At 69.0% G+C, this 26,122-nt stretch carries 26 protein-coding genes; 12 read left to right on the forward strand and 14 right to left on the reverse strand.

The features are described from left to right. Positions 1 to 2 precede the first annotated feature (2 nt). From VV867_RS01080 to VV867_RS01090, 3 genes are read left to right on the forward strand one after another with little or no spacing between them, the layout of a single operon-like run. Positions 3 to 1,244 carry a c-type cytochrome gene (locus tag VV867_RS01080; protein WP_328565414.1) on the forward strand — a complete coding sequence of 414 codons (1,242 nt, stop codon included), beginning with the start codon at positions 3 to 5 and terminating at the stop codon, positions 1,242 to 1,244. A 1-nt stretch (position 1,245) separates the two neighbouring features. Then, on the forward strand, positions 1,246 to 2,214 hold the full coding sequence (locus VV867_RS01085) for an XdhC family protein (protein ID WP_328565415.1): 969 nt from the start codon (positions 1,246 to 1,248) through the stop codon (positions 2,212 to 2,214). Next, positions 2,211 to 2,786, forward strand: coding sequence for a nucleotidyltransferase family protein (locus VV867_RS01090; protein WP_328565416.1), 576 nt, complete (start codon positions 2,211 to 2,213; stop codon positions 2,784 to 2,786). Before VV867_RS01085 ends, VV867_RS01090 begins: the two co-directional genes overlap by 4 nt. Before the next feature lie 498 nt (positions 2,787 to 3,284). On the opposite strand, the gene VV867_RS01095 is transcribed toward VV867_RS01090, so the two are convergent. The 3 genes from VV867_RS01095 to VV867_RS01105 all read right to left on the reverse strand — a co-directional run bounded on the left by VV867_RS01095 (position 3,285) and on the right by VV867_RS01105 (position 5,161). After that, a complete protein-coding gene (locus VV867_RS01095) occupies positions 3,285 to 3,695 on the reverse strand; it encodes a type II toxin-antitoxin system VapC family toxin (RefSeq protein WP_089390171.1) in 411 nt (136 codons plus the stop codon). Continuing rightward, entirely contained in the window at positions 3,692 to 3,952 is a 261-nt protein-coding gene (locus tag VV867_RS01100) for an antitoxin (protein WP_328565417.1), read from the reverse strand. Before VV867_RS01100 ends, VV867_RS01095 begins: the two co-directional genes overlap by 4 nt. Positions 3,953 to 4,036: 84 nt before the next feature. Continuing rightward, positions 4,037 to 5,161 (reverse strand): class I SAM-dependent methyltransferase, encoded by a 1,125-nt coding sequence (locus VV867_RS01105; protein WP_328565458.1) that lies wholly within the window; start codon positions 5,159 to 5,161, stop codon positions 4,037 to 4,039. A 127-nt stretch (positions 5,162 to 5,288) separates the two neighbouring features. Between VV867_RS01105 and VV867_RS01110 the strand changes: the two genes are divergently transcribed. Both VV867_RS01110 and VV867_RS01115 read left to right on the forward strand, forming a co-directional pair. Continuing rightward, entirely contained in the window at positions 5,289 to 6,065 is a 777-nt protein-coding gene (locus VV867_RS01110) for a ferredoxin--NADP reductase (RefSeq protein ID WP_328565418.1), read from the forward strand. Between the two features lie 188 nt (positions 6,066 to 6,253). After that, positions 6,254 to 7,807: a TerC family protein gene (locus VV867_RS01115; RefSeq protein ID WP_109934029.1), complete on the forward strand. Its 1,554-nt coding sequence runs from the start codon at positions 6,254 to 6,256 to the stop codon at positions 7,805 to 7,807. A gap of 17 nt (positions 7,808 to 7,824) precedes the next feature. On the opposite strand, the gene mscL is transcribed toward VV867_RS01115, so the two are convergent. After that, positions 7,825 to 8,238, reverse strand: coding sequence for a large-conductance mechanosensitive channel protein MscL (mscL, locus tag VV867_RS01120; RefSeq protein WP_009613146.1), 414 nt, complete (start codon positions 8,236 to 8,238; stop codon positions 7,825 to 7,827). Between the two features lie 191 nt (positions 8,239 to 8,429). On the opposite strand from mscL, the gene VV867_RS01125 reads away from it, so the two are divergent. The 3 genes from VV867_RS01125 (at position 8,430) to radA (ending at position 10,461) form a co-directional block, all read left to right on the forward strand. Further along, complete coding sequence (locus tag VV867_RS01125; protein WP_009613144.1) at positions 8,430 to 8,672, forward strand: YdcH family protein; 243 nt, start codon at positions 8,430 to 8,432, stop codon at positions 8,670 to 8,672. A 77-nt stretch (positions 8,673 to 8,749) separates the two neighbouring features. After that, positions 8,750 to 8,992, forward strand: coding sequence for a hypothetical protein (locus tag VV867_RS01130; protein WP_089390178.1), 243 nt, complete (start codon positions 8,750 to 8,752; stop codon positions 8,990 to 8,992). A gap of 95 nt (positions 8,993 to 9,087) precedes the next feature. Continuing rightward, positions 9,088 to 10,461: a DNA repair protein RadA gene (gene radA, locus VV867_RS01135; RefSeq protein ID WP_328565419.1), complete on the forward strand. Its 1,374-nt coding sequence runs from the start codon at positions 9,088 to 9,090 to the stop codon at positions 10,459 to 10,461. A gap of 490 nt (positions 10,462 to 10,951) precedes the next feature. Here radA and VV867_RS01140 read toward each other — a convergent pair whose 3' ends face one another. Further along, positions 10,952 to 11,323, reverse strand: a complete 372-nt coding sequence (locus VV867_RS01140; RefSeq protein WP_109934027.1) for a PilZ domain-containing protein — start codon at positions 11,321 to 11,323, stop codon at positions 10,952 to 10,954. Between the two features lie 146 nt (positions 11,324 to 11,469). Here VV867_RS01140 and VV867_RS01145 point away from each other — a divergent pair, with 146 nt between their 5' ends. From VV867_RS01145 to yjiA, 4 genes are all read left to right on the forward strand, one after another. Further along, on the forward strand, positions 11,470 to 11,976 hold the full coding sequence (locus VV867_RS01145) for a DUF3015 domain-containing protein (protein ID WP_328565420.1): 507 nt from the start codon (positions 11,470 to 11,472) through the stop codon (positions 11,974 to 11,976). A 199-nt stretch (positions 11,977 to 12,175) separates the two neighbouring features. Then, positions 12,176 to 14,242 (forward strand): carbon starvation CstA family protein, encoded by a 2,067-nt coding sequence (locus VV867_RS01150; protein ID WP_328565421.1) that lies wholly within the window; start codon positions 12,176 to 12,178, stop codon positions 14,240 to 14,242. Between the two features lie 15 nt (positions 14,243 to 14,257). Next, positions 14,258 to 14,461, forward strand: coding sequence for a YbdD/YjiX family protein (locus VV867_RS01155; RefSeq protein WP_089390183.1), 204 nt, complete (start codon positions 14,258 to 14,260; stop codon positions 14,459 to 14,461). Positions 14,462 to 14,534: 73 nt separating this feature from the next. Next, on the forward strand, positions 14,535 to 15,524 hold the full coding sequence (gene yjiA, locus VV867_RS01160) for a GTPase (RefSeq protein WP_275628540.1): 990 nt from the start codon (positions 14,535 to 14,537) through the stop codon (positions 15,522 to 15,524). A gap of 404 nt (positions 15,525 to 15,928) precedes the next feature. On the opposite strand, the gene VV867_RS01165 is transcribed toward yjiA, so the two are convergent. The 9 genes from VV867_RS01165 to VV867_RS01205 form a co-directional block, all read right to left on the reverse strand. Next, a complete protein-coding gene (locus VV867_RS01165) occupies positions 15,929 to 17,416 on the reverse strand; it encodes an APC family permease (protein WP_109934023.1) in 1,488 nt (495 codons plus the stop codon). A 352-nt stretch (positions 17,417 to 17,768) separates the two neighbouring features. After that, positions 17,769 to 18,512, reverse strand: coding sequence for a cache domain-containing protein (locus tag VV867_RS01170; RefSeq protein ID WP_328565422.1), 744 nt, complete (start codon positions 18,510 to 18,512; stop codon positions 17,769 to 17,771). A 609-nt stretch (positions 18,513 to 19,121) separates the two neighbouring features. Next, entirely contained in the window at positions 19,122 to 19,871 is a 750-nt protein-coding gene (locus VV867_RS01175) for a FadR/GntR family transcriptional regulator (protein WP_275628541.1), read from the reverse strand. A gap of 152 nt (positions 19,872 to 20,023) precedes the next feature. Continuing rightward, positions 20,024 to 20,716, reverse strand: a complete 693-nt coding sequence (locus VV867_RS01180; protein ID WP_328565423.1) for a substrate-binding periplasmic protein — start codon at positions 20,714 to 20,716, stop codon at positions 20,024 to 20,026. Further along, entirely contained in the window at positions 20,713 to 22,086 is a 1,374-nt protein-coding gene (locus VV867_RS01185) for a glutamine synthetase family protein (protein WP_109934019.1), read from the reverse strand. The genes VV867_RS01180 and VV867_RS01185 overlap by 4 nt, the downstream gene beginning before the upstream one ends. 121 nt (positions 22,087 to 22,207) lie before the next feature. Beyond that, on the reverse strand, positions 22,208 to 22,930 hold the full coding sequence (locus tag VV867_RS01190; RefSeq protein ID WP_328565424.1) for a glutamine amidotransferase-related protein: 723 nt from the start codon (positions 22,928 to 22,930) through the stop codon (positions 22,208 to 22,210). Positions 22,931 to 22,940: 10 nt separating this feature from the next. After that, positions 22,941 to 23,381 carry a flavodoxin domain-containing protein gene (locus VV867_RS01195; protein WP_328565425.1) on the reverse strand — a complete coding sequence of 147 codons (441 nt, stop codon included), beginning with the start codon at positions 23,379 to 23,381 and terminating at the stop codon, positions 22,941 to 22,943. Beyond that, positions 23,378 to 24,658: an FAD-dependent oxidoreductase gene (locus VV867_RS01200; RefSeq protein ID WP_328565426.1), complete on the reverse strand. Its 1,281-nt coding sequence runs from the start codon at positions 24,656 to 24,658 to the stop codon at positions 23,378 to 23,380. The genes VV867_RS01195 and VV867_RS01200 overlap by 4 nt, the downstream gene beginning before the upstream one ends. Further along, on the reverse strand, positions 24,655 to 25,875 hold the full coding sequence (locus VV867_RS01205) for a cytochrome P450 (RefSeq protein WP_109934015.1): 1,221 nt from the start codon (positions 25,873 to 25,875) through the stop codon (positions 24,655 to 24,657). Before VV867_RS01205 ends, VV867_RS01200 begins: the two co-directional genes overlap by 4 nt. Positions 25,876 to 26,122 lie beyond the last annotated feature (247 nt).

A 26,122-nucleotide genomic window follows, 5' to 3' on the forward strand; every position in this document is an offset into this window, starting at 1 on the left:
GCATGGCTCGATCGCTAACCGGCCTGCTGCTGGCCGCCGGGCTGGGCCTGGCCGCCGGCGCCCAGGCCGCCGATGCCGACCTGGTCAAGCGCGGCGAATACCTGGCCCGCGCCGCCGACTGCATGGCCTGCCACACCGCGGCGGGCGGCGCGCCCTTCGCCGGTGGCCTGCCGATCGCCTCGCCGTTCGGCACCATCTACGGCAGCAACATCACCCCGGACAAGGAATACGGCATCGGCAACTACAGCGCCGACGACTTCTTCGCCGCCCTCACCGAGGGCAAGCGCAAGGACGGCGCCAACCTCTACCCGGCGATGCCCTACACCTCGTACCACCTGATCCGGCGCGAGGACGCCGATGCCATCCACGCCTACCTGATGACCGTCGAGCCCGTGCACCGCGCCGCGCCCGAGACCGCGCTGAGCTTCCCGTTCAACGTGCGCGCGGGGCTGTCCGGCTGGAACCTGCTGTACGGCAAGAGCGTCCAGCTGCAGAGCGCCGAGGGCCGGAGCGAGCCCTGGCAGCGCGGCCAGTACCTGGTGGAAGTGCTCGGCCACTGCGGCGAGTGCCACACCCCGCGCAACGCCATCGGCGCGCTGCAGCAGGACAAGCGCCTGTCCGGCGCGCTGCTCAACGGCTACCTGGCGCCCAGCCTGCTGCCCGGGGACCTGGCCGCGCGCGGCTGGAACCACGCCGACCTGTCGGCCTTCCTTGAGCACGGCATGAGCGCCCAGGGCAGCATGTTCAACGAGATGTTCCCGGTGCTGCACCACAGCACCCAGCACCTGGACAGCGGCGACCTGCAGGCCATGGCCAGCTACCTGCTGGGCGACCAGCCGCCGGCGGCCAAGGTGGTGCAGGCGGTGGCTTATCCACAGCTCTCCGCCAGCGCCAAGCGCGGCCGCCAGCAGTACCTGAACGTCTGCGCCGGCTGCCACGGCACCGAAGGCGAGGGCAAGCCGCACATCGCCGTGGCCATGCAGGGCAACACCACCCTGCGCCTGGTCGACTCGCGCAACCTGCTGCGGGTGATAGTCGACGGCATCGGCGAACAGCAGTTCGGCGGCTACGAGCGCATGCAGCCGATGCCCGGCTTCGCGGATAAACTGGATGACGCGCAACTCACCGATCTGCTCAACTACCTGCGCCAGAGCTGGGGCGGCCTGCCCGGCGACCTCGACGCCCAGGCGGTCGCGCGACTGAAGTCCGATGGCGTGCCGGCCCATGCCGGCAAGGCGATGTGAAGTGCAACATCTCGATCTGCAAGTGGTTCGCCAGGCGCTGCGCTGGTCCGGCGAGGGCCAGCGCGTCTGGCTCTGCACCGTGCTCTTCACCTACGGCTCGGCGCCCCGCGCGCCGGGCTCGCTGCTGGCGGTGAACTCGCGCGGGCAATGGGTGGGCTCGCTGTCCGGCGGCTGCGTCGAGGACGACTTCCTCGAACGCGTGGCCAGCGGCGAGTTCGCCGAGCCGGTGAAGGTGGTGCGCTACGGCGATGGCGACGCGCGCAGCAACATCCGCCTGCCCTGCGGCGGCATCCTCGACGTGCTGGTGGAGAACCTGGCGCCGGACTGCGAGGTGCAGGCGCACCTGCGCGAGCTGGAGGCGGCGCTGCTCGGCCAGCGCCGCCTGCTGCGCCGGGTGGACCTGGCCAGCGGCGCGCGCCGCCTGAACGACGACCATGAGCATGGCCCTCGGGTGGAGCGCGACGAAGGCGAAGTGCAACTGCGCGTCGGCGCCGCCCAGCGCCTGCTGCTGGCCGGCTATTCCAGCGTGGCCCATGCCTGCGCCGAGTTCGGCAAGGGCCTGGGCTTCGAAGTGATCCTCTGCGATCCGCGCGACGAGGCGCTGGATGGCGTGGAGCTGGACGGCATCGAGGTCCGCCGCGAACTGCCGTCGATCTTCATCGCCAACGGCGGCTGCCACGCCGACACGGCGGTGGTGGCGCTGACCCACGACCCGAAGATCGACGACCTGGCGATGCTCGAAGCGGTGCGCACCGAGGCCTTCTACATCGGCGTGATGGGCTCGCGCACCACCTCGGCCCGGCGCAGGGAGCGCCTGCAGCGCGTCGGCGGCCTGGGCGAGCGCGAACTGGCGCGCATCCACGCGCCCATCGGCCTCAATCTGGGCAGCAAGACGCCGGCGGAAATCGCCCTGGCGGTGCTCGCCGACATCCTCCGCACCCGCAGCGGCATCGCCCGCGAGAGCCTGTGAGCACCGTCGCCCTGCTGCTGGCCGCCGGCTGCGGCCACCGCTTCGGCGCCGACAAGCGCCAGGCGCGCCTGGCCGACGGCCGCGGCCTGCTGGCGGCGAGCCTGGCCAATGCCCGCGAGGCGTTCGACGAAGTGCTGGTGGTGCTGCGCCCGGAAGACGACGCGGCCGCGCTCGGCGTGCCTGTGGATATCGCCACCGTGCGCTGCGCGGAAGCGGCGGCCGGCATGGGCCACAGCCTGGCCGCCGGCGTCGCCGCACTGGCTGACAACCCGGCCACCAGCGTGGCGATCCTGCTCGCCGACATGCCCTGGATAGCGCCGCAGACCTTGCGGCGCCTGGCCGCCGAGGCCGACGAGCGACGTATCGTCTTCCCCCTGTACGAAGGCCAGCGCGGCCACCCGGTCTTCTTCGGCCGAACCTTCTGGCCCGCCCTGCGCATCCTGCACGGCGACGAAGGCGCCCGCACGGTGCTGCAGGCCCACCGCGAGGCCTGGCACCCCGTGGAAGTGGACGACCCGGGCGTGCTGCGCGACGTGGACACCCCCGCAGCCCTGAACGACGCCCGACTGTAGGGCGCATAACGCCACAGGCGTTATCCGCCGTCGTTGGCAGGCCTTGGCGCATTGGCCAACGGCGGATAACCGCGAACGGTTATTCGCCCTACGCCCAGGGTAGGCATGGCGTAGGGACTGCCGGAGCCTGCGGCTATCGCGGACGGAGTCCGCTCCTGCAGGTTGGCTCCGAACCTCCCGGCGCTGCCGAACAGCCCCCTCTCCCGCTTGCGGGAGAGGGTTGGGGAGAGGGCGCGGAATCAACCCGACGCACAGTCGCCGCCGGGGAGCTCCGTTCGCGAGCAAGCTCGCTCCTACACCGGAATGGCGGAGCGGCTCTCATCCGCGAATCGCGCCGATACGTCCGGCTATCGCGGACAAGGTCCGCACGGAGAGGAATACCGTGCTTCCCGCTAACTTGTAGGAGCGGGCCCTGCCCGCGATTCGCGCGCAGGGCGCGCTCCTACAGGGGAGCAGTGTGGCTGGGGCCGCGTAGGAGCGGACTCCGTCCGCGATGCCCTACTCGGCTGCCCAATCCTCCAGGCGCAGCCCGTCGATGCGTTCGAACTCGCGGGTGTTGTGCGTCACCAGGGTCGCCTCCAGTGCCAGGGCGTGGCAGGCGATCCACAGGTCGTTGGCGCCGATCGGCGTGCCGGCCAGCTTGAGGCGGGTGAATTGCGCCGCGTAGTGCTCGCACAGGCGCGGGGTGCCGTCGTAGACCACCGGCACCTGGCGCGTCAGGCGCTCCAGCTGGCGCAGGACCTCGCCGCGCCGGGTGCTGCGCTCGGCGCCCTTGAGCAGCTCGGCGTAGGTGATGAAGGACATGCATAGCCCGGCGTCGGCGGGCAGGGCGTTGACCCGTCGGGCCACGGATTCCGGGCGGTTCTTCAGCAGGTAGATGAGGATGTTGGTGTCGAGCAGGTATTTCACAGCTCTTCACGCTCCTGCATCGGCGGCTGCTCGCGCTGGCCTTCCTCCAGGGCCTCGACGAAGTCCTCGTCGAAGCCGGCGAGCGCCTGCAGCAGGGCCTCGCCGCGGTCCTCGGGCAGCGGGTGGATGACCAGGTCGCCGTTGGGCTGGCGGTGGATCTCCACGCGGCTGGCATCCAGGCGGAACTCCTGGGGGATGCGCACCGCCTGGCTGTTGCCATTCATGAAGACGCGGCTGGGAAGCGTCGATGTGGACATGCAATGGGCCTCCCTGTGTGACGTGTGTACAGGTATGTGTGTATCTTGCTCCCGCCAGTCACTGCAAGGCAATGCCCGCCCGTCTCACTTGCTCGCCTTGAGCACCACGAACTTCGGGTTCGCCGCCACCTGCTCGACGCCGCGGAACAGGCGCTTGAGCTTGGCGTGGTAGCCCAGGTGGCGGTTGCCGACTATCCACAGCTGGCCGCCGGCGACCAGGGCGTGGCGGGCCTGCTGGAACATGCGCCAGGCGAGGAAGTCGCCGACCACCTGCTGCTGGTGGAAGGGCGGGTTGCACAGCACCAGGTCCAGCGAGTTTTCCGGCTGCCCGGCCAGGCCGTCGGCGGCGTGGAACTCCGCTTCGCGCTCGCCCAGGGCGGCGCGCCAGTTCTCGCGGGCCGACTGCACGGCCATGAAGGACTCGTCCACCAGGGTGTAGCGGGCCTCCGGGTTGGCCAGGGCGCTGGCGATGGCGAGCACGCCGTTGCCGCAGCCCAGGTCCGCCACCCGTGCCCGGCCCAGGCCGCGCGGCAGGTGCGGGAGGAAGGCGCGGGTGCCGATGTCCAGGCCTTCGCGGCAGAACACGTTGGCGTGGTTGAGCAGTTCCAGCTTCGGCGGGTCCAGGGTGTAGCGGGTGGGGTAGGGCGAGGCGGCCGGCGCTTTGTCCACAGGCGTGGCGAACAGCAGCCGGGCCTTCTTCTCCGCCAGCGAGGCCTGCACCGGGCCGACGTATTTCTCCAGCAGGTCGCCGGCGGCGCGCGGCAGGTGCTTGACCATGGCCCCGGCGATCACCCGGGCGCCCGGCGCCAGGCGGCCGTGCAGGCGGATCAGCTGTTCCTCCAGCAGGGCGAGGGTCTTGGGCACCCGCAGCAGCACCAGGTCGAAGGGCCCGGCCGGGGTTTCGCTGGCCGGGACGAAGTCCACGGCGTCTTCCGCCAGGCCGTTGCGCGCCAGGTTCTTGCCCAGGGCCAGGGCGGCGAGGAAGGAGTCGCCGCTGCTGGTCACCCGCGCATGGCTGGCCAGGCCCGCGGCCAGGGCGCCAAAGGCGTCGTTGAGCACCAGTACCCGGCAGCCTGCGGCCAGGCCGTCGGCGGCCACCTGGCGCAGCAGGTATTCGTCGGCGGCGTCGAAGGCCTGCAGCGGGTCGTTGCGTTGCTCCGGCTGGCGGATCAGGTCGAGTTCGGCGAAGGGCGTCTGGAAGGTCGGCATGGGCATCGTTTTTTGTTGCGTCAGGTCAGGCCGGCCGGGGTTTCCGGTAAAGGCCCTGATATCTGACGGTGTTTCTCGGTGTTGCGATGGGAGAAACTGTAGGCAGAGATTGGATCGGGAGCGGAGTATGACCGCCAGCGAAGAGAAGTTCACCCGTCAGACGCTGCTCGACGTGCAGACGCTGACCCCCAGCCTGTTCACCCTGCGCACCACCCGCGACGCGGGCTTTCGCTTCCACGCCGGGCAGTTCGCCCGCCTGGGCGTGTACAAGCCCAGCGGCAGCATCGTCTGGCGCGCCTATTCGATGGTCTCGGCGCCCCACGACGAGCACCTGGAGTTCTTCTCCATCGTGGTCCCGGGCGGCGAGTTCACCAGCGAGCTGAGCCGCCTGCGCGAGGGCGACCAGCTGCTGGTCGACCGCCAGGCCTTCGGCTTCCTCACCCTCGACCGCTTCCCCGACGGCCGCGACCTCTGGCTGCTGGCCACCGGCACCGGGCTTGCGCCCTTCCTGTCGATCCTCCAGGACTTCGAGGTGTGGGAGCGCTTCGAGACCATCAAGCTGGTCTACAGCGCCCGCGAGGAAAAGGAGCTGGCCTACCGCGAGCTCATCACCGGCCTGGCCCGCCGCGACTACCTGGCCGAGCACGCCCACAAGCTGCAGTTCATCCCGGTGGTCACCCGTGAGCAGGTGCCCGGCTGCCTGGGCGCGCGCCTCACCACCCTGATCGAGAACGGCGAGCTGGAACGCGCTGCGGGCCTTGAGCTGTCCCCCGAGCACTCGCGGGTGATGCTCTGCGGCAACCCGCAGATGATCGAGGACACCCGCGCGGTGCTGAAGACCCGCGGCATGAGCCTGGCGCTGACGCGCAAGCCCGGGCAGATCGCCGTGGAGAACTACTGGTAGGCAAGATTTGGAAAAGATTGCCCGCTTAAGCGGCGGGCGTCTTTGCCCTTAGGATGGCCGTCCATTCATAGCCCCTGGACCCCCATGGACTGCCACACGACCGAGCCGCCCCCGGCGGCCGACGACCTTTTCGCCAGCATCTTCCCCCACCCCCTCGCCGCGCCCCTGCGCGCGCCCGGGAGCTGACCATGGAGTGGCTCCTGGACCCTACGGCCTGGCTCGGCCTGCTCACCCTGATCCTGCTGGAGCTGGTGCTGGGCATCGACAACCTGGTGTTCATCGCCATCCTCGCCGACAAGCTGCCGCCGCAGCTGCGCGACCGCGCCCGGCTGATCGGCCTGTCGCTGGCGCTGCTGATGCGCCTGGGCCTGCTGGCCAGCATCTCCTGGCTGGTGACCCTCACCGAACCGCTGTTCGAGGTCTTCGGCAAGGCCTTCTCCGGCCGTGACCTGATCATGCTGTTCGGCGGCCTGTTCCTGCTGTTCAAGGCCACCATGGAATTGCACGAGCGCCTCGAGGGCCGCGTGCACAAGGCCGGTGGCCCGCGGGTCTACGCCGCGTTCTGGCCGGTGGTGGCGCAGATCGTGGTGCTCGACGCGGTGTTCTCCCTGGACGCGGTGATCACCGCCGTGGGCATGGTCGAGCAGCTGGAAGTGATGATGATCGCCGTGGTCTTCTCCATGCTCCTGATGATGGTCGCCAGCAAGCCGCTGACGCGCTTCGTCAACGCCCACCCCACGGTGATCATGCTGTGCCTGGGCTTCCTCATGATGATCGGCTTCAGCCTCACCGCCGAGGGCCTGGGCTTCCACATCCCGAAGGGCTACCTGTACGCCGCCATCGGCTTCTCGATCCTCATCGAGCTGGCCAACCAGGCGGTGCGCTGGCGCCGCCGGCGCAGCCTGCAGGGCCGCCGCGGCCCGCGCGAGCGCACGCGCTACGCGGTGCTGCGCCTGCTGGGCGGCAAGGTGGAGGCCGACGAGGTGGGCGAGGAGATCGCCGACATGCTGGGCGAGGAGCCGGCCGACGCGCCCTTCGACCGCCGCGAGCGGGTGCTCATCAGTGGCGTGCTGGAGCTGGCCGAGCGCTCCATCCGCACGGTGATGACCGAGCGCACCGAGGTGCACCGCATCGACCTCGACGCCGGCGCCGAGCAGACCCGCCAGGTGCTGCTGGAGTCGCCCTTCTCGCGCCTGCTGGTGATCCGCGCCGGCCAGGTGGACGAGCCGCTGGGCTACGTGCACAAGAAGGAACTGCTCAAGGCCATCCTCGCCGGCCGCCAGCCGGACATCGAGCCCCTGCTGCGGGTGCCGCTGAACCTGCCGGACAGCTGCAGCGTGCTCGGCGCCCTGGAGCAGATGCGCCAGGCCTCGACCCACGTGGCCTTCGTGGTCAACGAGTTCGGTGGCTTCGAGGGCCTGCTGACGCTGACCGACATTCTCCAGGCGATCGCCGGGGAACTGCCGGACGCCAGCGAGATGGCCGGCCCGGACATCGAGAAGGGCAGCGACGGCTGGCGCGTGCGCGGCGCCACCACCCTGGCGCTGCTGGCCGAGCGCATCGGCTTCCGCGGCCAGGCGCCGGAGGATTGCCGCACCCTGGGTGGCCTGGCGCTGCACCTGCTGGACCGCCTGCCGGCGGCGGGTGACGAACTGGAGCACCGCGGCTGGCGCCTGCGGGTGCTGGAGGTGAAGGAGCGGCGCGTCGAGCGCCTGCTGCTGCAACCGCCGCGCGCCGCCTGACGGCGCGCGGGGCTGGCTCAGCTGCGGTTCTGCTGGTTCTTCAGCAGGTCGCGGATCTCGGTCAGCAGCACTTCCTCGGGCGTCGGCGCCGGCGGCGCCTCGGGGGCGGCGGCTTCTTCGCGCTTGAGCCGGTTGATCGCCTTCACGCCCATGAAGATGGCGAAGGCCACGATCAGGAAGTCCAGGCAGGTCTGGATGAACTTGCCGTAGGCCAGCACCACCGCCGGGACGTCGCCCTCGGCGGCCTTGAGGGTGATGGCCAGGTCGGAGAAGTCGACCCCGCCGATCAGCAGGCCGATCGGTGGCATGATCACATCGCCCACGAAGGACGAGACGATCTTGCCGAAGGCGGCACCGATGATGATACCGACGGCCATGTCGACCACGTTGCCCTTGACGGCAAAGGCCTTGAACTCGCTGAGCAGACTCATGCAAAGACTCCTTGTTGGGAAGAGGGGACAGGGGGGAGTTTAGCGGCCGCGCCCGCGTTGAACACTACCCCCCGCGCTGCCATGGACCGTTGCCCGCGCAAAAGTTCCGGTATGACCGGCGGCGCTGGGCGAAATTCGGGGGTGGTCTAGGCTGAAGGAAATCATCCAGCCCACGCAGAAGGAGGACCGCCATGCCGCTCGAGCACCATCCCCTGGCCCGTGAGTTTCCCGATCAGCGCGCCAAGATCGCCAAGCTCATCGGCGAGAACAGCCATTTCACCCGCCTGGCCGGCACCTACGAGGAACTGGACCGGCGCATCTACGACATCGAGGACGGCCGCGAGCCGCTGGATGACCTGGCACTGAACAACCTGAAGCTGCAGCGCGTCGCCCTGAAGGACGAGATCGCCGAACTGCTGCAGCGTTCAAGCTGAGCTTGATCGACATCAAGGGAGCTCGCCGAGGTCGGGCGTAGTCTTCGGACAACTTTTTCTACTGCTGGTGATCCGCCATGCGTAAAGAGCCGCGTCCCCTGGCCAAGTCCGTCCGCAAACAGGCCAAGACCCCCTTCGACCCGCGCCGGGCGCAGGAGCGCCTGGTGCGCCTGAAGCTGCAGTACGAGCTGCTGGACCAGCGCATCAGCCGGGTGGAGGAGGGCATCGAGCGCCCCGATGGCACCCTGGCCGCGCTGATCATGCGCCGCGAAGGCCTGCGCTACGACATGGAGAGCCAGTACCGCCTGCTGGCGGGCTGATTCCCCGGCCGCACCCGTCGGCCATTGCCGCGCCGGGCTGAAGCGCCCGGCGCGAACCGCTATGATGCGGGCTTTGTTTCCGACGGAGTCCGCCCATGGCCAAGGCCAAGCGCATGTACGGCTGCACCGAGTGCGGCGCCACCTTCCCCAAATGGGCCGGGCAGTGCGCCGACTGCGGCGCCTGGAACACCTTGGTGGAGACCGTCGTCGACACCACGCCCACCGGCGGTTCCGGCAGTTCCGGGCGCGGCGGCTGGGCCGGGCAGCAGGCCAACATCAAGACCCTGGCGGAAGTCAGCGTCGAGGAGATGCCGCGCTTCAGCACCGCTTCCAACGAACTCGACCGCGCGCTTGGCGGCGGCTTGGTGGACGGCTCCGTGGTGCTGATCGGCGGCGACCCGGGCATCGGCAAGTCGACCATCCTCCTGCAGACCCTGTGCAGCATCGCCAGCCGCATGCCGGCGCTCTACGTCACCGGCGAAGAGTCGCAGCAGCAGGTGGCCATGCGCGCGCGGCGCCTGGGTTTGCCGGAAGACAAGCTCAAGGTCATGACCGAGACCTGCATCGAAAGCATCATCGCCACCGCTCGCCACGAGCAGCCCAAGGTGATGGTGATCGACTCCATCCAGACCATCTTCACCGAGCAGCTGCAATCGGCCCCCGGCGGCGTTTCCCAGGTGCGCGAGAGCGCCGCGCTGCTGGTGCGCTTCGCCAAGCAGAGCGGCACGGCGATCTTCCTGGTCGGCCACGTCACCAAGGAAGGCGCCCTGGCCGGCCCGCGGGTGCTGGAGCACATGGTCGACACCGTGCTGTATTTCGAGGGCGAGTCCGACGGCCGCCTGCGCCTGCTGCGGGCGGTGAAGAACCGCTTCGGCGCGGTCAACGAGCTGGGCGTGTTCGCCATGACCGACCGCGGCCTGAAGGAAGTCTCCAACCCCTCGGCGATCTTCCTCACCCGCGCCCAGGAGTCGGTGCCCGGCAGCGTGGTCATGGCCACCTGGGAGGGCTCGCGGCCGATGCTGGTGGAGGTGCAGGCGCTGGTGGACACCAGCCACCTGGCCAACCCGCGGCGCGTCACCCTGGGCCTGGACCAGAACCGCCTGGCCATGCTGCTGGCGGTGCTGCACCGCCACGGCGGCATCCCCACCTACGACCAGGACGTGTTCCTCAACGTGGTGGGCGGGGTGAAGGTGCTGGAAACCGCGTCGGACCTGGCCTTGATGGCAGCGGTGATGTCCAGCCTGCGCAACCGCCCGCTGGACCACCAGTTGCTGGTGTTCGGCGAGGTCGGCCTGTCCGGCGAGGTGCGCCCGGTGCCCAGCGGCCAGGAGCGCCTGAAGGAAGCGGCCAAGCACGGCTTCAAGCGCGCCATCGTGCCCCAGGGCAACGCCCCCAAGGAGGCCCCGCCGGGCCTGCAGGTGATCCCGGTGACGCGCCTGGAGCAGGCGCTGGATGCGTTGTTCGAATAGACGGCGCCGAGGTGCTCTTCGTAGGCGCGAGGGGGCGCCTGGTTCTGGCTCGCGAATGAACCCAGCAGCGGAATCTGTTCGCGAGCAAGCTCGCTCCTACGAAAAGCCATGTCCGCACCTACGGGGAGGAATACCGTACCTGCCGGCAACCTGTAGGAGCGGGCCCTGCCCGCGAAATCGCGCGCAGGGCGCGCTCCTACAGGGGAATGGTGTAGTGGGGTGGCGTAGGAGCGGATCTCATCCGCGAATCGCGCCGGTGGTTCCGGCTATCGCGGACAAGGTCCGCTCCTACGGGGGAGGAATGCCGTGCTACCCAGCGAACTGTAGGAGCGGGCCCTGCCCGCGATTTCGCGCGCAGGGCGCGCTCCTACATGGGAATGGCATGGGTGGGGCGGCGTAGGAGCGGATCTCATCCGCGAATCGCACCAGTGGTTCCGGCTATCGCGGACAAGGTCCGCTCCTACGAGAAGCCATACCTGCCTGGTGCACCCTACGCCTGCTCCCCCAGCGCCGTCAGCTCTCGCTCCAGCAGCGTCGTATCGCCCAGGTTGAGCTCCACCAGGCGGCGCAGGTGGCTGATGGATTCCAGGTCGATGTGCCGGCAGATGAAGCCCAGCAGGCCCTCGCGTTCCCAGGCCAGGTCCGCCTCCATGTAGATGTTGGCGTCGAAGCCCAGGTAGATGCGGATGTCGAAGGGCTTGCCCGGGTCGCCGTTCCAGCCCGGCGGGCGCGCCACCAGCAGGCCCTGCAGGGAGATGTCGTGCAAGTCGGCCTTCCAGCGCTGGCCGTCCTGGCCGACTTCGGTGCCGGCATCGAAGGCGATGCGGCTGAAGCGCCGTCGTTCGGCGTGATCGTCACTCATGGGCGGGCTCTCCGGCCGTTCTGCGTTCGCCTCACTATAGCCAAGCCCCTGTCGCCCGTCGCTCCGCCGGCCGGCGGTTTGACAGCCGCCCGGGCCTCGCCAAAGCTGCTAGGGCGGTTCCCCATCAAACCAAGGCGGAGCGGAGCATGGACAAGAAGATTCTGGGAAAGGGGCTTATCCTCGGGGTTCTGGCGTCGGCGAGCCTGCTGGCCCAGGCCGATGACGCGAGCGACAAGGGCTGCGGCTGGGGCCAGTTGCTCTTCGAAGGCCAGCGCGGGCTGTTGCCGCACCTGCTGGCCACCACCACCAACGGCACCTCGGGCAACGCCACCTTCGGCCTCACCTCCGGCACCAACGGCTGCGATTCCAACGTGCGCATCCGCTACAGCGGCCGCTCGGTCCTGGCCATGAACGGCATGCTCGACAACATCGCCGAGGACATGGCCCGCGGCCATGGCGACGCGCTGGACGCCTACGCCACCCTGCTCGGGGTGCAGGCGCAGGACCGCGCCCACTTCGCCCAGGTCACCCGGCAGCACTTCGGCGAGATCTTCGCCAGCCAGGACGCCACCAGCGAACAGGTCTACGCCAACACCCTGGCGGTGATGCAGCGCGACGCCACCCTGGCGCGCTACGCCAGGCAACCCGCCTGAGCTTCCCAGCCGCGCCGGCCCGCGCGCAAATCCTCGGCGCAGAGCGGTTTGCGCCGCGCGGGCCGCGACACCGCACCGCCCCTTTTCAGGCGGCAATATCGTTGCAACGGCTCTAGACTAAGGTCGTATAAATGACTCGCCGGAAAGGACTAGAATTTTTCCTGCGAATTCTCGCCCTTCAACAGTCGGAAGCATCGCCATGAACAATAACAACAGCCTGCTACGTCACATCGCCTGGGCGATCGTGGCGATAGTCGGAGCATGTGCCTTAGGAGTCGTGGCCCTTCGCCGCGGCGAAGCCATCAATGCCTTGTGGATCGTGGTAGCGGCGGTCGCCATCTACCTGGTCGCCTACCGCTACTACAGCCTGTTCATCGCCGACAAGGTGATGCAACTGGACCCCAACCGAGCCACCCCCGCGGTGCTCCACAACGACGGCTTGGACTACGTCCCGACCAACAAGCACATCCTCTTCGGTCACCACTTCGCCGCCATCGCCGGCGCCGGCCCGCTGGTGGGCCCGGTGCTCGCCGCGCAGATGGGCTACCTGCCCGGCACCCTCTGGCTGATCGCCGGGGTGGTCCTGGCCGGCGCGGTGCAGGACTTCATGATCCTGTTCATCTCCAGCCGCCGCAACGGGCGCTCGCTGGGTGAACTGGTGCGCGAGGAAATGGGGCAGGTGGCGGGGACCATCGCCCTGTTCGGCGCCTTCCTGATCATGATCATCATCCTCGCGGTGCTCGCGCTGATCGTGGTGAAAGCCCTGGCGGAAAGCCCCTGGGGCATGTTCACGGTGATGGCCACCATCCCGATCGCGATCCTCATGGGCGTGTACATGCGCTACATCCGCCCGGGCCGCATCGGCGAGATCTCGGTGGTCGGCGTGGCCCTGCTGCTGGGCTCCATCTGGCTCGGCGGGCAGGTCGCGGCCAGCCCCGAGTGGGCGCCGGTGTTCACCTTCCACGGGGTGCAGATCGTCTGGATGCTGATCGGCTACGGCGCCATCGCCTCGGTACTGCCGGTGTGGCTGCTGCTGGCCCCGCGCGACTACCTGTCGACCTTCCTGAAGATCGGCACCATTGTCGCGCTGGCCATCGGCATCCTGATCGTCATGCCGGAGCTGAAGATGCCGGCCCTGACCCAGTTCACCGACGGCACCGGCCCGGTGTGGAAGGGCAGCCTGTTCCCCTTCCTGTTCATCACCATCGCCTGTGGCGCCGTGTCCGGCTTCCACGCGCTGATCTCCTCGGGCACCACGCCCAAGCTGCTCAACCGCGAGCCCGACGCCCGCTACATCGGCTATGGCGGCATGCTGATGGAATCCTTCGTGGCGATCATGGCCATGGTCGCCGCCTCGGTGATCGAGCCGGGCATCTACTTCGCCATGAACAGCCCGCCGGCGGTGGTCGGCACCGACGTCGCCGCGGTGGCCGCGACCGTCAGCAGCTGGGGCTTCGCCGTCACCCCGGAAATGCTCACCCAGACCGCCCAGGACATCGGTGAAACCACCATCCTGGCCCGCGCCGGTGGCGCCCCGACCCTGGCCGTGGGCATCGCCCACATCCTCCACCAGGTGCTGCCGGGCGAAAACACCATGGCCTTCTGGTACCACTTCGCGATCCTCTTCGAGGCGCTGTTCATCCTCACCGCGGTGGACGCCGGCACCCGCGCCGGGCGCTTCATGCTGCAGGACCTGCTGGGCAACTTCGTCCCGGCGCTGAAGAAGACCGACTCCTGGGGCGCCAACATCGTCGGCACCGGCGGCTGCGTGGCGCTGTGGGGCTGGCTGCTGTACCAGGGCGTGGTCGACCCGCTGGGCGGCATCAACACCCTGTGGCCGCTGTTCGGCATCTCCAACCAGATGCTCGCCGGCATCGCCCTGATGCTCGCCACCGTGGTGCTGATCAAGATGAAGCGCCAGCAGTACGTCTGGGTCACCGCGCTGCCGGCGGCCTGGCTGCTGATCTGCACCAGCGCCGCGGGCCTGATCAAGATCTTCGACGGCAACCCGGCGGTGGGCTTCGTCGCCCTGGCGCAGAAGTACGGCGCGGCGCTGGACGCCGGCCAGGTCCTGGCCCCGGCCAAGGACCTCGCCCAGGTCAAGACCGTGATGCTCAACGCCTACATCAACGCCGGCCTCACCGTGCTGTTCCTGCTGGTGGTGTTCAGCGTGCTGGTGTATTCCATCAAGGTCGGCGCCAAGGCCTGGACCAAGAAGGAGCGCACCGACAAGGAAGCGCCGTTCCAGCCCATTCCCGAGGCCTGAGGCAGGAGGTGACACGTGTTCAATGACCTCAGCCGCATGGGCAAGTACCTCGGGCAGGCCGCCAGGATGCTGGTGGGCATGCCCGACTACGACACCTATGTCGAGCACATGCGCAACAAGCACCCGGACAAGCCGGTGATGAGCTACGAGGAATTCTTCCGCGAACGCCAGGAGGCACGCTACGGCGGCGGCAAGGGGCGGCCGATCCGTTGCTGCTGAAGCCGCGGATGGGTGTATAAACGGACGGGCCGCCTGCGGGCGGCCCGTTTTCATTCCTGCCTGGAACCTGCCCATGAGTGATTCCCAACAACCCGCGCAGATCCCGGTGACCGTGCTCACCGGCTTCCTCGGCGCCGGCAAGACCACCCTGCTGCGCCACATCCTGCAGGCCGAGCACGGCCTGAAGATCGCGGTGATCGAGAACGAATTCAGCGACACCCCCATCGACGGCCAGCTGCTGGGCGATGCCCCGGCGCAAGTCGTGACGCTGTCCAACGGCTGCGTCTGCTGCACCATCAACAACGACCTGGAGCGTTCGCTGTACCTGCTGCTGGAGCAGCGCGACAGCGGCGAGATCGCCTTCGACCGCCTGGTGATCGAATGCACGGGCCTGGCCGACCCGGCGCCGGTGGCGCAGACCTTCTTCGTCGACGAGACGCTGCGCGAGCGCTACCTGCTCGATGGCATCATCACCCTGGTGGACGCCGCCAACGCCGACCGTCACCTGCAGGAAGCCATCGCCCAGGCCCAGGTCGGCTTCGGCGACCGCATCCTGGTGAGCAAGCGCGACCTGGTCAGCGCCGAGCAGTACCAGGCCCTGGCCGAGCGCCTGCAGCGCATCAACCGCCGCGCCGAGCTGCACCCGGTGGACCACGGGGTGATCGACCTCGAGCGCCTGCTCGACGTGCGCGGCTTCAACCTCAACGCCGACGTCGGCCTGCGTCCGCTGCAGCCGCTGCGCCCGGTGACGGCCAGCGACGACCGCATCCGCACCCTGGTGCTGCGCAGCGACAAGGCGCTGAGCATCGAGCGCCTGAGCGAGTTCATGGACGACCTGCTGCAATGGCACGGCAACTCGCTGCTGCGCTACAAGGGCGTGCTGAACATCGCGGGCGAGGAACGCCGCCTGGTGTTCCAGGGCGTGCTGCGCCTGTACGGCTTCGACTGGGACACGCCCTGGGGCGAGGACGCGCGCGAGAGCGTGATCGTGTTCATCGGCGACAACCTGCCGGAGGAGCAGATCCGCCAGGGGTTCGAGGCGATCACCGGCGCCGCACCGTAGGGCGAATAACCGTTCGCGGTTATCCGCCGCCCGGCCGGAACACCGGTGCTCGGGGACAACGGCGGATAACGCTGTAGGCGTTATGCGCCCTACGTCGCTGCTCTTGTAGGCGCGAGCTTGCTCGCGAAGGGTGTTTACCTTTGGCGTAGGTGCGTTGGATGGGCTCCGCTCCCTCTCCCTAACCCTCTCCCTGAAGGGAGAGGGGACCGTTGGGCAGATGCTGATGTTCTGGAGTCAGCCGGCTAGCACTGTGACTGCCGGCTGAAACCAAGCTTCCTCTCGGCACGGACAAGCCCCCTCTCCCTTCAGGGAGAGGGCTGGGGAGAGGGCGCTCTTCAGCTCCTCACCCTCCTCAAAAAGAAACGCCCGGCATTCACCGGGCGCTCTCCTTCAACTATCCAGCCTTAGTGCCGCGCCAGTTTCCACGCATCCCCGGCCGGCGCAGTGCCCTTGTCGTAGGGCTTGAACACCGTCATGTACACCAGCCCCACGGCGATCACGATGGCGCCCACCAGGATGATCCCGTAGTTGATGTACCAGGGCGCGTCCGGCGTGCGCGGCCAGGACATGTTGATGATCGCCAGCAGGCCGTAGGCCTGGGCGGCGATGTTCACCGGCCAGCCCCACTTGCCCAGGGTGAAGGCGCCGCTGGGCTTCCAGCCGCGCAGGCGGGCGAACAGGGCGGCGCCGACGATCATCTGGAAGGCCAGGTAGATGCCGATGGCGGCGAAGCTGACCACGGTGCCGATGGCGTTCTGCAGGTAGAAGCCGATGCACACGATGATCGAGGGGATCACCCCGCATACCACCAGGGCGGCGGTGGGCACGTGGGTGTTGGGCGACAGTCGCTGCAGCAGGCGGCTGCCCATGACCATCTCGTCACGGGCATAGGAGTACAGCAGGCGGCTGGCGGCGGCCTGCAGGCTGAGCACGCAGGAGACGAAGGACACCAGGATCACCAGCATCACCAGGCGCGCGCCGAGCGGGCCGAAGGCGCCGTCGAAGATGGTGGTCATCGGGTCCTTGTCGGCGCCGGAGATCACCGCGCCTATGTCCGGCACCGCGAGGATCAGCGCCAGGGCGGCGAACATCGAGGCGCCACCGCCGATCCAGATGGTCATGCGCATGGCCTTGGGAATGCGCCGGCTGGGGTTCGGGGTTTCCTCGGCGACGTCGCCGCAGGCCTCGAAGCCGTAGTAGAGGAACATGCCGGCCAGGGAGGCGGTGAGGAACGCCGGCCAGTAGGCGCCGTCGATGCGGATGTCGAAGGTGTTGAACAGCACCGAGATCGGCTGGTGGCGTTCGAAGACCAGCAGGTAGCCGCCGATGACGATGGCGCCGATCAGTTCGCAGAGGAAGCCGAACATGGCCACCCGCGCCAGCAGCTTGGTGCCGCTGAGGTTGAGCAGGGTGGCGACCAGGGTCAGGCCCAGGCCGATCAGGGTGTTGGTCGCCGGGTCCGCCTCGAAGCCGAGCAGCGTGGCGACGTAGGGGCCGGCGCCCAGGGCCACCGCGGCGATGGTCACGCACAGCGACACCGAGTAGATCCAGCCGACCATCCAGGCCCAGCGCTTGCCCACCAGGCGCCGGGCCCAGGGGTACACGCCGCCGGAGATCGGGAACTGCGAGACCACCTCGCAGAAGATCAGGCACACCAGCATCTGCCCCAGGCCCACCAGCAGGTACGACCAGAACATCGGCGGCCCGCCCGCGGCCAGGCACAGGCCGAAGATGCTGTACACGCCGACCACCGGCGAAAGGTAGGTGAAGCCCAGGGCGAAGTTCTGCCACAGGCTCATGCTGCGTTCGAAGTTGGAGGAATAGCCCAGCGCGCGGAGCTGTTCCGCGTCGCGGTCGACCGGGGCGAGACCGGGTTGGATCGGACTGTTCATCGTTATTGTTCCTGTATGGCTATGCACGTCGGCATTGAACAGATGGATCGGGACTGGGAGCCCGCTGCCCACGGCGCGTGGCAGCAGCGGTGAAAACCGGGGCGGCCGGGCCGGGGTAACAGCGGCGGCCGCCTGCGTGGAGCAAGCACAGCCTATGCCATATTACATATGATTTAAAATGTTTTATTGCGCTCTCTTCTCTGGAAGGTGGGAAGGCTGGAGCTAGAGCGGTGGGCTCCTGGGCGCTATGACCTGGGTGACGGGGCCGCCAGGGCAGTTCAGCGCCCTGGCGGGGGACGAAAATGGGGCGGAGTAACGCCGCACTGCTCCCATAAGGAGCACCGCCGGGGGCTCAGGCCGCGCGGTGGCGCTTCTCCGGCAACTGCACCAGGGTCCAGTGCGCGGACTGCTCGGCCAGGTTGGCGCGCTGGCAGCGGGCGTCGGTGGCCAGCCCCAGGCTGGCTATCTCGCCGGCGATGAAGTTGGCGGTGTTGGCCGCCACCACCCGGCCCTCGCCGCTGAGGATCAGCGCCTCGTGCTCCAGGCGCATGAGCTTGGCGGTGACCACCCGCTCGAAGCGGTTCAGCGCGATGTCCGCGGCGGCCACGCCGAGGAAGCGCCCTTCCAGCAGCAGCGGGCGGGAGAAGGTGAGGATGTACATGTCCTGGCCGTAGAGGTCGACGTAGGGGCCGACCACGCTGCTGCGCCCGCTGTCGCGGGGGATGGCGAACCAGGGCATGGCGCAGTAGTCGTAGAAGTTCTCGCTGCGCCGGTTGAAGTTCAGGCTCAGCGGCACGCTGCGCCCGCCGGCGCCCAGCTGGCGCCACTCCAGGTACATTTCCTGGTCGCGCAGCACGCCCGGCTGCAGCACCACGCCACAGCCCTGCAGGCAGGCGCCGGGCTGCGTCAGGCAGCCTTCGATCAGCGGCCGCAGGCTGGCCAGGTCGGCGGAGTCGACGGGCCTGCCGTCGGCATCGCGCCAGATGCTGTCGATGGCGTTGGCCAGGGTGTCGATCTGGGCAAAGATGTTACCGATCGATACGTCTATGCGCTGGGCGCATTCATTGAGTTCGTCGTTGCGTAGCGCGCACGCCATGGCCTGTGCCTCTTGTTATAGCTTGCTTGTATGGGGGAGGACCGGCCCCTGCCGAGGGTAAAAATCCTAAAGCAGAGGTTTGTGGGTGAAAATGAGGGCAAGGGCTGTGCCAACTGGTCGTTCGCGGGGGCATGGCGGTGAAGAATGTTCGCCCTGCCTCACGCGGGCCCCGCCCGCGATTCGCGCGCAGGGCGCGCTCCTACAAGGGGGGGCGTAGGAGCGGATCTCATCCGCGAATCGCGCGGAGGTCCCGGCTATCGCGGACAAGGTCCGCTCCTACAAGGGAATGCCCGGGGGGCGTAGGGCGCATAACCGTTCGCGGTTATCCGCCGTCGGCCGATGCACCGGTGCCTGGGGCAGCCGCGTAGGATGGGTTGAGCGAAGCGATACGTGGTGGCCTGTAGGAGCGGATCTCATCCGCGAATCGCGCCGGAGGTCCCGGCTATCGCGGACAAGGTCTGCTTCTACAAGGGAATGCCCGGGGGGGCGTAGGGCGCATAACCGTTCGCGGTTATCCGCCGTCGGCCGATGCACCGGTGCCCGGGGCTGCGGCGCATAACGCCGTAGGCGTTATGCGCCCTACAGGTATGGGGAACGCCGTTGGGGTGGCTAGGGCTCTTCCTGGGCCAGCAGCTCCAGCTTCATGTCGATCAGGCGCTTGATGCCGCGGTTGACGTGGGCCTCGACCATGGCGCCGGCCAGGTTCGGGTCGCCGGCGACTATCGCCTCGCGGATCGCCGTGTGTTCCTGCTGGATGGTTTCCACACTGGGGGCGCCGGGCACCGGCAGCCAGAGCAGTTCGCCGATCTCCGCCTGCAGGCGGATTTCCGCGTGGGTGAGGCGCACCGACTGCGAGGCCACGGCGATCTCGATGTGGAAGCGCGCGTCGGCGCGGCGGCGTTCGTGGCGGGTGGCGGCCTTGCCCAGGGCTTCGATGTACTGCGCCAGGTGCTGGTGGTGCTCGCGGGAGGCGCGCCGGGCGGCCAGGCGCGCGGCGGTGCCGGAAATGGCGATGTGTTCGTCGCAGAGGTCGCGCAGGTCGATGGTGCTCAGCTCGTCGAGGCGGCTCAAGACGATCTCGGCGGGGATTTCCTCGATGGCGCGGATGAAGCTGCCGCCGTTGCGCCCGCGGCGGGTCTCGATGACGCCGCGCTGGCGCAGGTAGGCCAGGGCTTCGCGCAGGGTCACGGTGGCGACGCCGAACTGCATGGCCAGCTCGGTCTCGCTGGGCAGTTGCTGGCCCTCGGCGAACAGGCCGAGGTCGATGGCGTCCATCAGCCGGCGCACGACCTCTTCGGTGCGGCCTTCCTGGCGCAGGCGGATGAACGGGCCGGGAGCGGTGGGTGAGGATCCATTCATGCTGCGGTACGGCCGCGGCGTGGAGGGCGCGCCGGAGCCAGAACTCCTGTAAGGGCCGGAAGGGGTGAAGGGCTGGCGCAGTATAACCTCATACTCAGAGTTCAATGTAGAAAGCGGCCGCCCCACGGGGCGGCCGTTTGCCGCGGTATGTTTCAGAAGGGATAGGCGAGGCTCGGCATCCAGCGCTGCCAGATGCGTTGCAGCTCGCCGTCGGCCTTCAGCGCCGCCAGGGCGCTGTCCACCTCGTCCAGCCACTGCCCCTGGCCGCGCTTCACGGCGATGCCCCAGCGATTGTGGGTGGGCACGCTGAAGCCGATGGCCAGGTCAGGCTCCTCGGCCAGCGGCACCAGCGCCACGTCGTCGTCCACCAGGGCGTCGATGCGGCCGTCGCGCAGGGCCTGGACCATGTCGCCGAGCACGTCGTCGGTGTCGCCGCCGAAGGGCACGGTGATGCAGCCTTCGAAGGTTTCCGCCAGGGCCATGTTGAGGCTGTTGGCAATCGCCCCGACCTTCTTCCCGACCAGGTCCGCCGGGCTGCGCACCAGGCTGCCGCGCAGCACCATCACCGCCTCGTCGAACACCGCGTAGGGCGCGGTGAAGTCGGCGAGGGTCAGGCGGTAGTTGGAGATGCCCTGGCCGCACAGCAGCAGGTCGCCGTCGCCGGCCTGCAGCGCCGGGTAGAAGTCCGCCCAGTTGCGGTAGACGAACTTGGCCTCGCGGCCCAGGCGCGCGGCCAGGGCGCGGGCGACGTCGGACTCGTAGCCGTGGCGGTAGCCCTCGGCGTCCTTGTGGAACAGCGGCGGGGCCGGCAGGTCGGCGCAGAGAACGCGCAATACGCCGCTCATGGCAGGTAGTCCATGTACATCTTGGCTTCCCACTCGGTGACCACCGAGCAGTAGCGCGCCCACTCGTCGGCCTTCAGGTCGCGGTACAGCTCGGCCATCGCCGGCGGCAGCGCGCCGCGCACCACGGCGTCTTCGTCGAAGGCCTGCACGGCTTCGCCGAGGGTCATCGGCATGCGCACGTTCTCGCGGGCGGCGGGGATGCTGTCGCTGTTGTCCGGGGTGCCCGGGTCGGTGCGGTTGGCCAGGCCGTCGCGGATGCCGGCCAGCAGCAGGGTGTGCGACAGGTAGGGGTTCACGCTGGCGTCGGGCAGCTTGTATTCCAGGCGGCCGTTGGCCGACAGGCGCACGGTGCAGGTCTTGTTGTCCATGCCCCAGTTCAGGCGGTTGGGGGCGAACAGGCCGGCGTCCCAGAAGCGCTTGTAGGAGTTCACCGTGGAGGCCATCACCAGCATCGAGCCCGGGGCGTGGGCCAGCAGGCCGCCGAGGGCGTGGCGGCCGGTGTCGGTCAGGTGCAGTTCGCGGCGGCCGGCTTCGGCCAGCACGTTCTGCTCGCCGCGCCAGAGGCTGAAGTTGTGGTGGCAGCCGCTGCCCATGCTGCCGGTGGTGGGCTTGGGCATGAAGCTGGCGCGCACGCCGAACTCGTTGGCCACCTGGCGGCAGATCAGGCGGTAGGTCACCAGGCGGTCGGCGGTGAGGTGGCAGTCGTCGAACATCCAGTTCAGCTCCAGCTGGCCCGGGTCCTCGTAGTCGCCCTCGATCATGTCCAGGCCCATGGCCCCGGCATACTGCATCACGCGCTGGAAGATCGGCCGCATGGTCTCCAGGTTGCCCAGGTGGTAGGCCGGGCTGGCGCCGGGGCGCACCTTGACCTCCAGCTTGTCGCCGAACCAGGTCATCTCCGGCTCGCAGCCGGTCTTCAGGCTCAGCCCGGTGTCGGCGGTGAAGGCCTTGTGGCTGTCGATCAGCAGGCCGCGGGCGTCGGTGGCCAGCACCTGGCCGGCGACTTCCTGGCGGTGGTCGGGCTCGTACAGGCGGCAGAAGAAGCTGCCGATGGACTTGTCCCAGGGCAGCACGTTGAAGCTGCTCACGTCGGGGATGGCGGTGAACTCGGCGGCCTGGGCGCCGCCGCCGAGCAGCACGCCGGCGCGGGTGCTCTGCAGGTCGGAGAGCGCGGTGCGGTGGAACTGCACGCCCTTCTCCAGGTTGCGCAGCAGGTGCTTGGCCGGCACCACCTTGGCCAGCACGCGGCCGCTGAGGGTGACCACCTGGTAGTACAGGTACTCCACGCCGGCGTCGCGGATGCGCGCGGCGAGGTCCTGGGCGACGGCGGAGCTGGTGTTGTATTCCTTGTGTAGATCGAGCGCTGTCATTTCGGGGTTCTCCTCGGGCAGCGGCAGGCAAGGCACGCTGCGATGGCGGATGAATTTAGATTTGTAAACTGTGTTTATATGTTTTTAAGCGAAGAACGCGACCTCTCTGCCAGGTTCCGGGCTAGGGGATGAATGGGGAACAGACCGCTCGGGTGTGTTCGCGGAAGAAGGCGGCGGCCCAGCGGGCGACCTGCCGGTTGTCCGGGGTCAGCCGCTGCAGCGATTCCCAGGCCCGGGCGGTGACGTCCGCCGGCAGCAGGCCATTGCCGTAGCGGTCGAGCAGGGCGGCCAGGTAGTCCACGGTGAACTCCGGGTGGAACTGCACCGAGCGCGCCGGGAAGGCGTATTCCAGCACCCCGTGCGGGCAATGGGCGGAGCCGCCGGCCACGCGCGCCTGTGGCGGCAGGCTGCTGACCTGGTCCTGGTGGAACACCAGGGTGGCGGCATCCTCCAGGCCTTCGGCGGCATAGCGGTAGGCCTGGGCGCCGACGCCCCAGCCGACCTCGGCACGGGTGGTGCGGCCCTCGTAGGCGTCGGCCATGATCTGGTGCCCGAAGCAGATGCCGAACACCGGCCGGCGCAGGCTGCGCAGGCGCCGTAGCAGGGCCACCAGCTGCAGCATCCAGGGGCTGTGCTCGTAGCAGCTGTGGCGCGAGCCGGTCAGCAGGTAGCCGTCGAAGGCCGTGGCCTCGGGCAGGGCCTCGCCGCGCACCGCCGAGACATAGGTGAAGTCCGCCTCGGGCAGCGCCGGCGCCAGCCAGCTTTCGATCATCGCCGGGTAGTTGCCGAAGCTGTCCTGCAGTTCCTCGGGGACCAGGCCGTTCTCGATGATGCATAGGCGCATGGCGTTCTCCTCAGATCTGCCCGAGCAGGGTCTTGGCCCAGGCCAGGGCGGCGTCGCCGGGCAGCTCGCCGCTGGAGGCGTCGTGCTGGCCGTGCTCGCCCACCGCCGTGGCGCCCAGCTCCACCAGGGTGTCGGCGATGATCCGGCTGCCGCGGTTGAAGGTCTCGTAGAAGCTGTCGCCCAGGCCGAAGGTGGCGAAGCGCAGGCCCGCCAGGTCCGGGCGCCGGGCCTGCAGCGCGGCGTGGAAGGGCTGGGCGCTGTTGGGCAGCTCGCCGTCGCCGTAGGTGGAGCAGACGATGACGTGGAAGTCGCCGGCATCCAGTTCGGCCGGGTCGAAGGCGGCCATGTCGCGGACCTGGGTGGTGTAGTCGGCGCCCAGGGCGTCGGCGAGGTCGTCGGCGACCATCTCGGCGTTACCGGTCTCGGTGCCGAAGAGGATGAGGATGTTCATGCGGGGTTCTCCTGGGGGCTGCGGGCGATGGCGAGCATGCCGGCGCGGTCGGTGATCTTGCGGCGCACGCGGCCGTCGGCGGCGGCCCGGGTCTCGGCGTGGTCGATGCGCTGCCACTGGGCGTAGCCGACGCCGCGTTCGCGCAGCCCGGCGGGCAGGGCGGCGAGGCCGGGGCGGCCGCTGCGCGGTGCGGCCTGCTGGTCGGCGAACATGGCTTCGGCGACGAGGCGGGCGTCCTGGCGGTTCTCCGGGATGGTCCCGCGCGGGCCGCGGCGCAGCCAGCCGACGCAGTAGAGGCCTTCGTCCAGGCGGCCGCGCTCGAGGTCGGCGCTGGCGCCCAGCAGGGCATCGCGGTGCAGCAGGCCATCGGCCGCTTCCTCGAAGCCGATGGCGCTGACCAGGCTGTCCACTTCCAGGCGCAGCTCGCGGCCATCGGCGTGGCGCAGCTGCAGGGCCTCGATGCGCCCGCTGCCGTCGATGGCGCGGGGCGTCCAGCCGAAGCGGAACACCAGTTCGCGGCCCGTTGCCGGCTGCGCCTGCGCGGCCAGCGCGCGCAGCACGTCCAGGCGCGCCTGCCCGGCGGCGTCGGCGCCCGGGCTGGGCTCCGGCGGCAGGTCCTCGATGCGGATGCGCACCCCGGCCAGCTTGCCCAGTTCGCGCAGCATCACCGGGTCGAAGCGGGCCTGGTCGGCCGGCGAGCGGCCGACGATGTCGATGCGTTCCACGCCTTCGGCCAGCAGCGCCTGCAGCGGGGCGTCGGCGATGTCGGAGCCGGCGAAGTCCCCGGCCGACTTGGCCAGCAGGCGCAGCACGTCGATGGCCACGTTGCCGTTGCCGACGATGGCCACGCGGCGGCCGAACGCCGGGGCGAAGCCCTGTTCGTCCGGGTGGCCGTTGAACAGGCGGGTGACGCGGCCGGAGCCGTAGACGCCAGCCAGCCCGTCGCCGGGGATGCCCAGGCGGCGGTCGCCGTACAGGCCGGTGGCGAGCACCACCAGGTCGAAGGCTTCGCGCAGTTGCTCCAGCGACAGGTCGCGGCCCACTTCCAGGTTGCCGAGGAAGGCCACGCCCTCGCGCTCGAACAGCCGCTCGAACTGCCGGCACACCGCCTTGGTGCCCTGGTGGTCCGGCGCCACGCCGTAGCGCACCAGGCCGAAGGGCACGGGCAGGCGCTCGACCAGCACGATCTGCGCGTCCGCCCAGTGCTTGCGCAGGGCCTGGGCCAGGTAGCAGGCCGAGGGCCCGCTGCCGACTATGGCGACGCTGGGCGCGTTCATTCGCCGCGCACCGCGTCGAAGCGGATCGGCAGGCGGGTGGCGCCGGTGTTGCCGCTGTCCGGCAGCCATTCGGCCTCGCCGTTGGGCGCCGGGTTCTTCAGGTGCTGGGCGAGCAGGGCCAGGGCCGCGGTCATGTCGCCGCGGGCGATGAAGTGGCCAATGCAGTGGTGCGCGCCGGCGCCGAAGCCGAAGTGCGGCAGGCGCTTGGCGGTGATGTCGAAGCTGGCGTCCTCGAAGGCGTGCGGGTCGCTGCCGGCGGACTGGCTGAACAGGTGCAGGGTGGTGCCCTTGGCGATGTGCAGGCCCTGGTACTCGAAGTCCTCCAGCGCCTCGCGGGTGACCCAGGTGACGGTCGGGCGCACGCGCATCACTTCTTCCACGGCGGCGCGGGCCAGCTCGGGGTCGTTGCCCAGCAGCTCCCATTGCGCGGGGTGCTGCAGGAAGGTGTCCATGGCCAGGCTGAGCTGGTTGCGGGTGGTGTCGATGCCGCCGAAGATCGCCAGGACGATCATGTCGTACAGCTCCTGGTCGCTGAGGGCGTTCTTGTCCTCTTCGTTGGCGCGCACCAGGCTGCTGAGGAAGTCCTCGCCCAGGCCGTTGCGCTTGAGCGCCTCCACCGCCTGGCGGGCATAGCCGAAGAGCTTGTCGGTGGCGGCGTTGATGCGCGCTTCGTCGCGCTTGAAGGTCACGCCCAGGGCCAGGCCCATCTCCACCGCCAGCTCGGCCAGACCCTTCCACTCGCTGATCGGCAGGCCGAGCAGCAGGCAGATCACCTGGGTGGCGTAGGGCTCGGCGAACTCGCTGACGAACTCGCATTCGCCGCGCCCTTCGAACCGGGCGATCAGGTCGCCGGCCAGGCGCTGGAAGTCCGGCATCATCTGCTTCACCAGCTTGGGCGCGAAGGCCGGGTTGGCCAGGCGGCGCAGGCGCGAATGGTCGGCGCCTTCCTTGCTCAGCAGCATGCGCATCCACCAGTCGGCGAAACTGCCGGTGGCGTTGTTGTGCGCGGGCCAGGCGTAGCTGCCCTGGCGCAGGCGCTGGTCGCGCAGCAGCTTGTTCACCTCGTCGTAGCGCAGCACGGCGATGCCGTAGGGCGTGCGGGCGAACCAGCTCTTCTCGCGGGCCTCCATCACCGCCCGGGAGCGGATGGAAAAGGCCGGGTCGCTGACATCCAGGTAGGGCGCGTCATCGAGGCGGGTAGGGGCGCTGGTGGTCATTCGGACACCTCCGTTCTGGCGCTTGCCGCCAGTGGGCGGTGCGCTGTTGTTGTGATGGGCGATGCCGGGCGGCGCCGCCATCCGCCGTCGGTGGGCGGCGGGGGATGGATTTGAATTTAAAATATGGTTTCATAGTTTTCAACAGGCTTTTTTCGCCTTTCCGTTGTCTTTTGAGTGGGCCTTGGCTGCTCGCGAAAGCGAGAGTCCAGGTTTCATGCGGGCTTCAGCGCTGCGGATGGGTGAAATA

It is taken from the genome of Pseudomonas sp. JH-2, from assembly GCF_036231725.1.
Taxonomy (GTDB): domain Bacteria; phylum Pseudomonadota; class Gammaproteobacteria; order Pseudomonadales; family Pseudomonadaceae; genus Pseudomonas; species Pseudomonas delhiensis.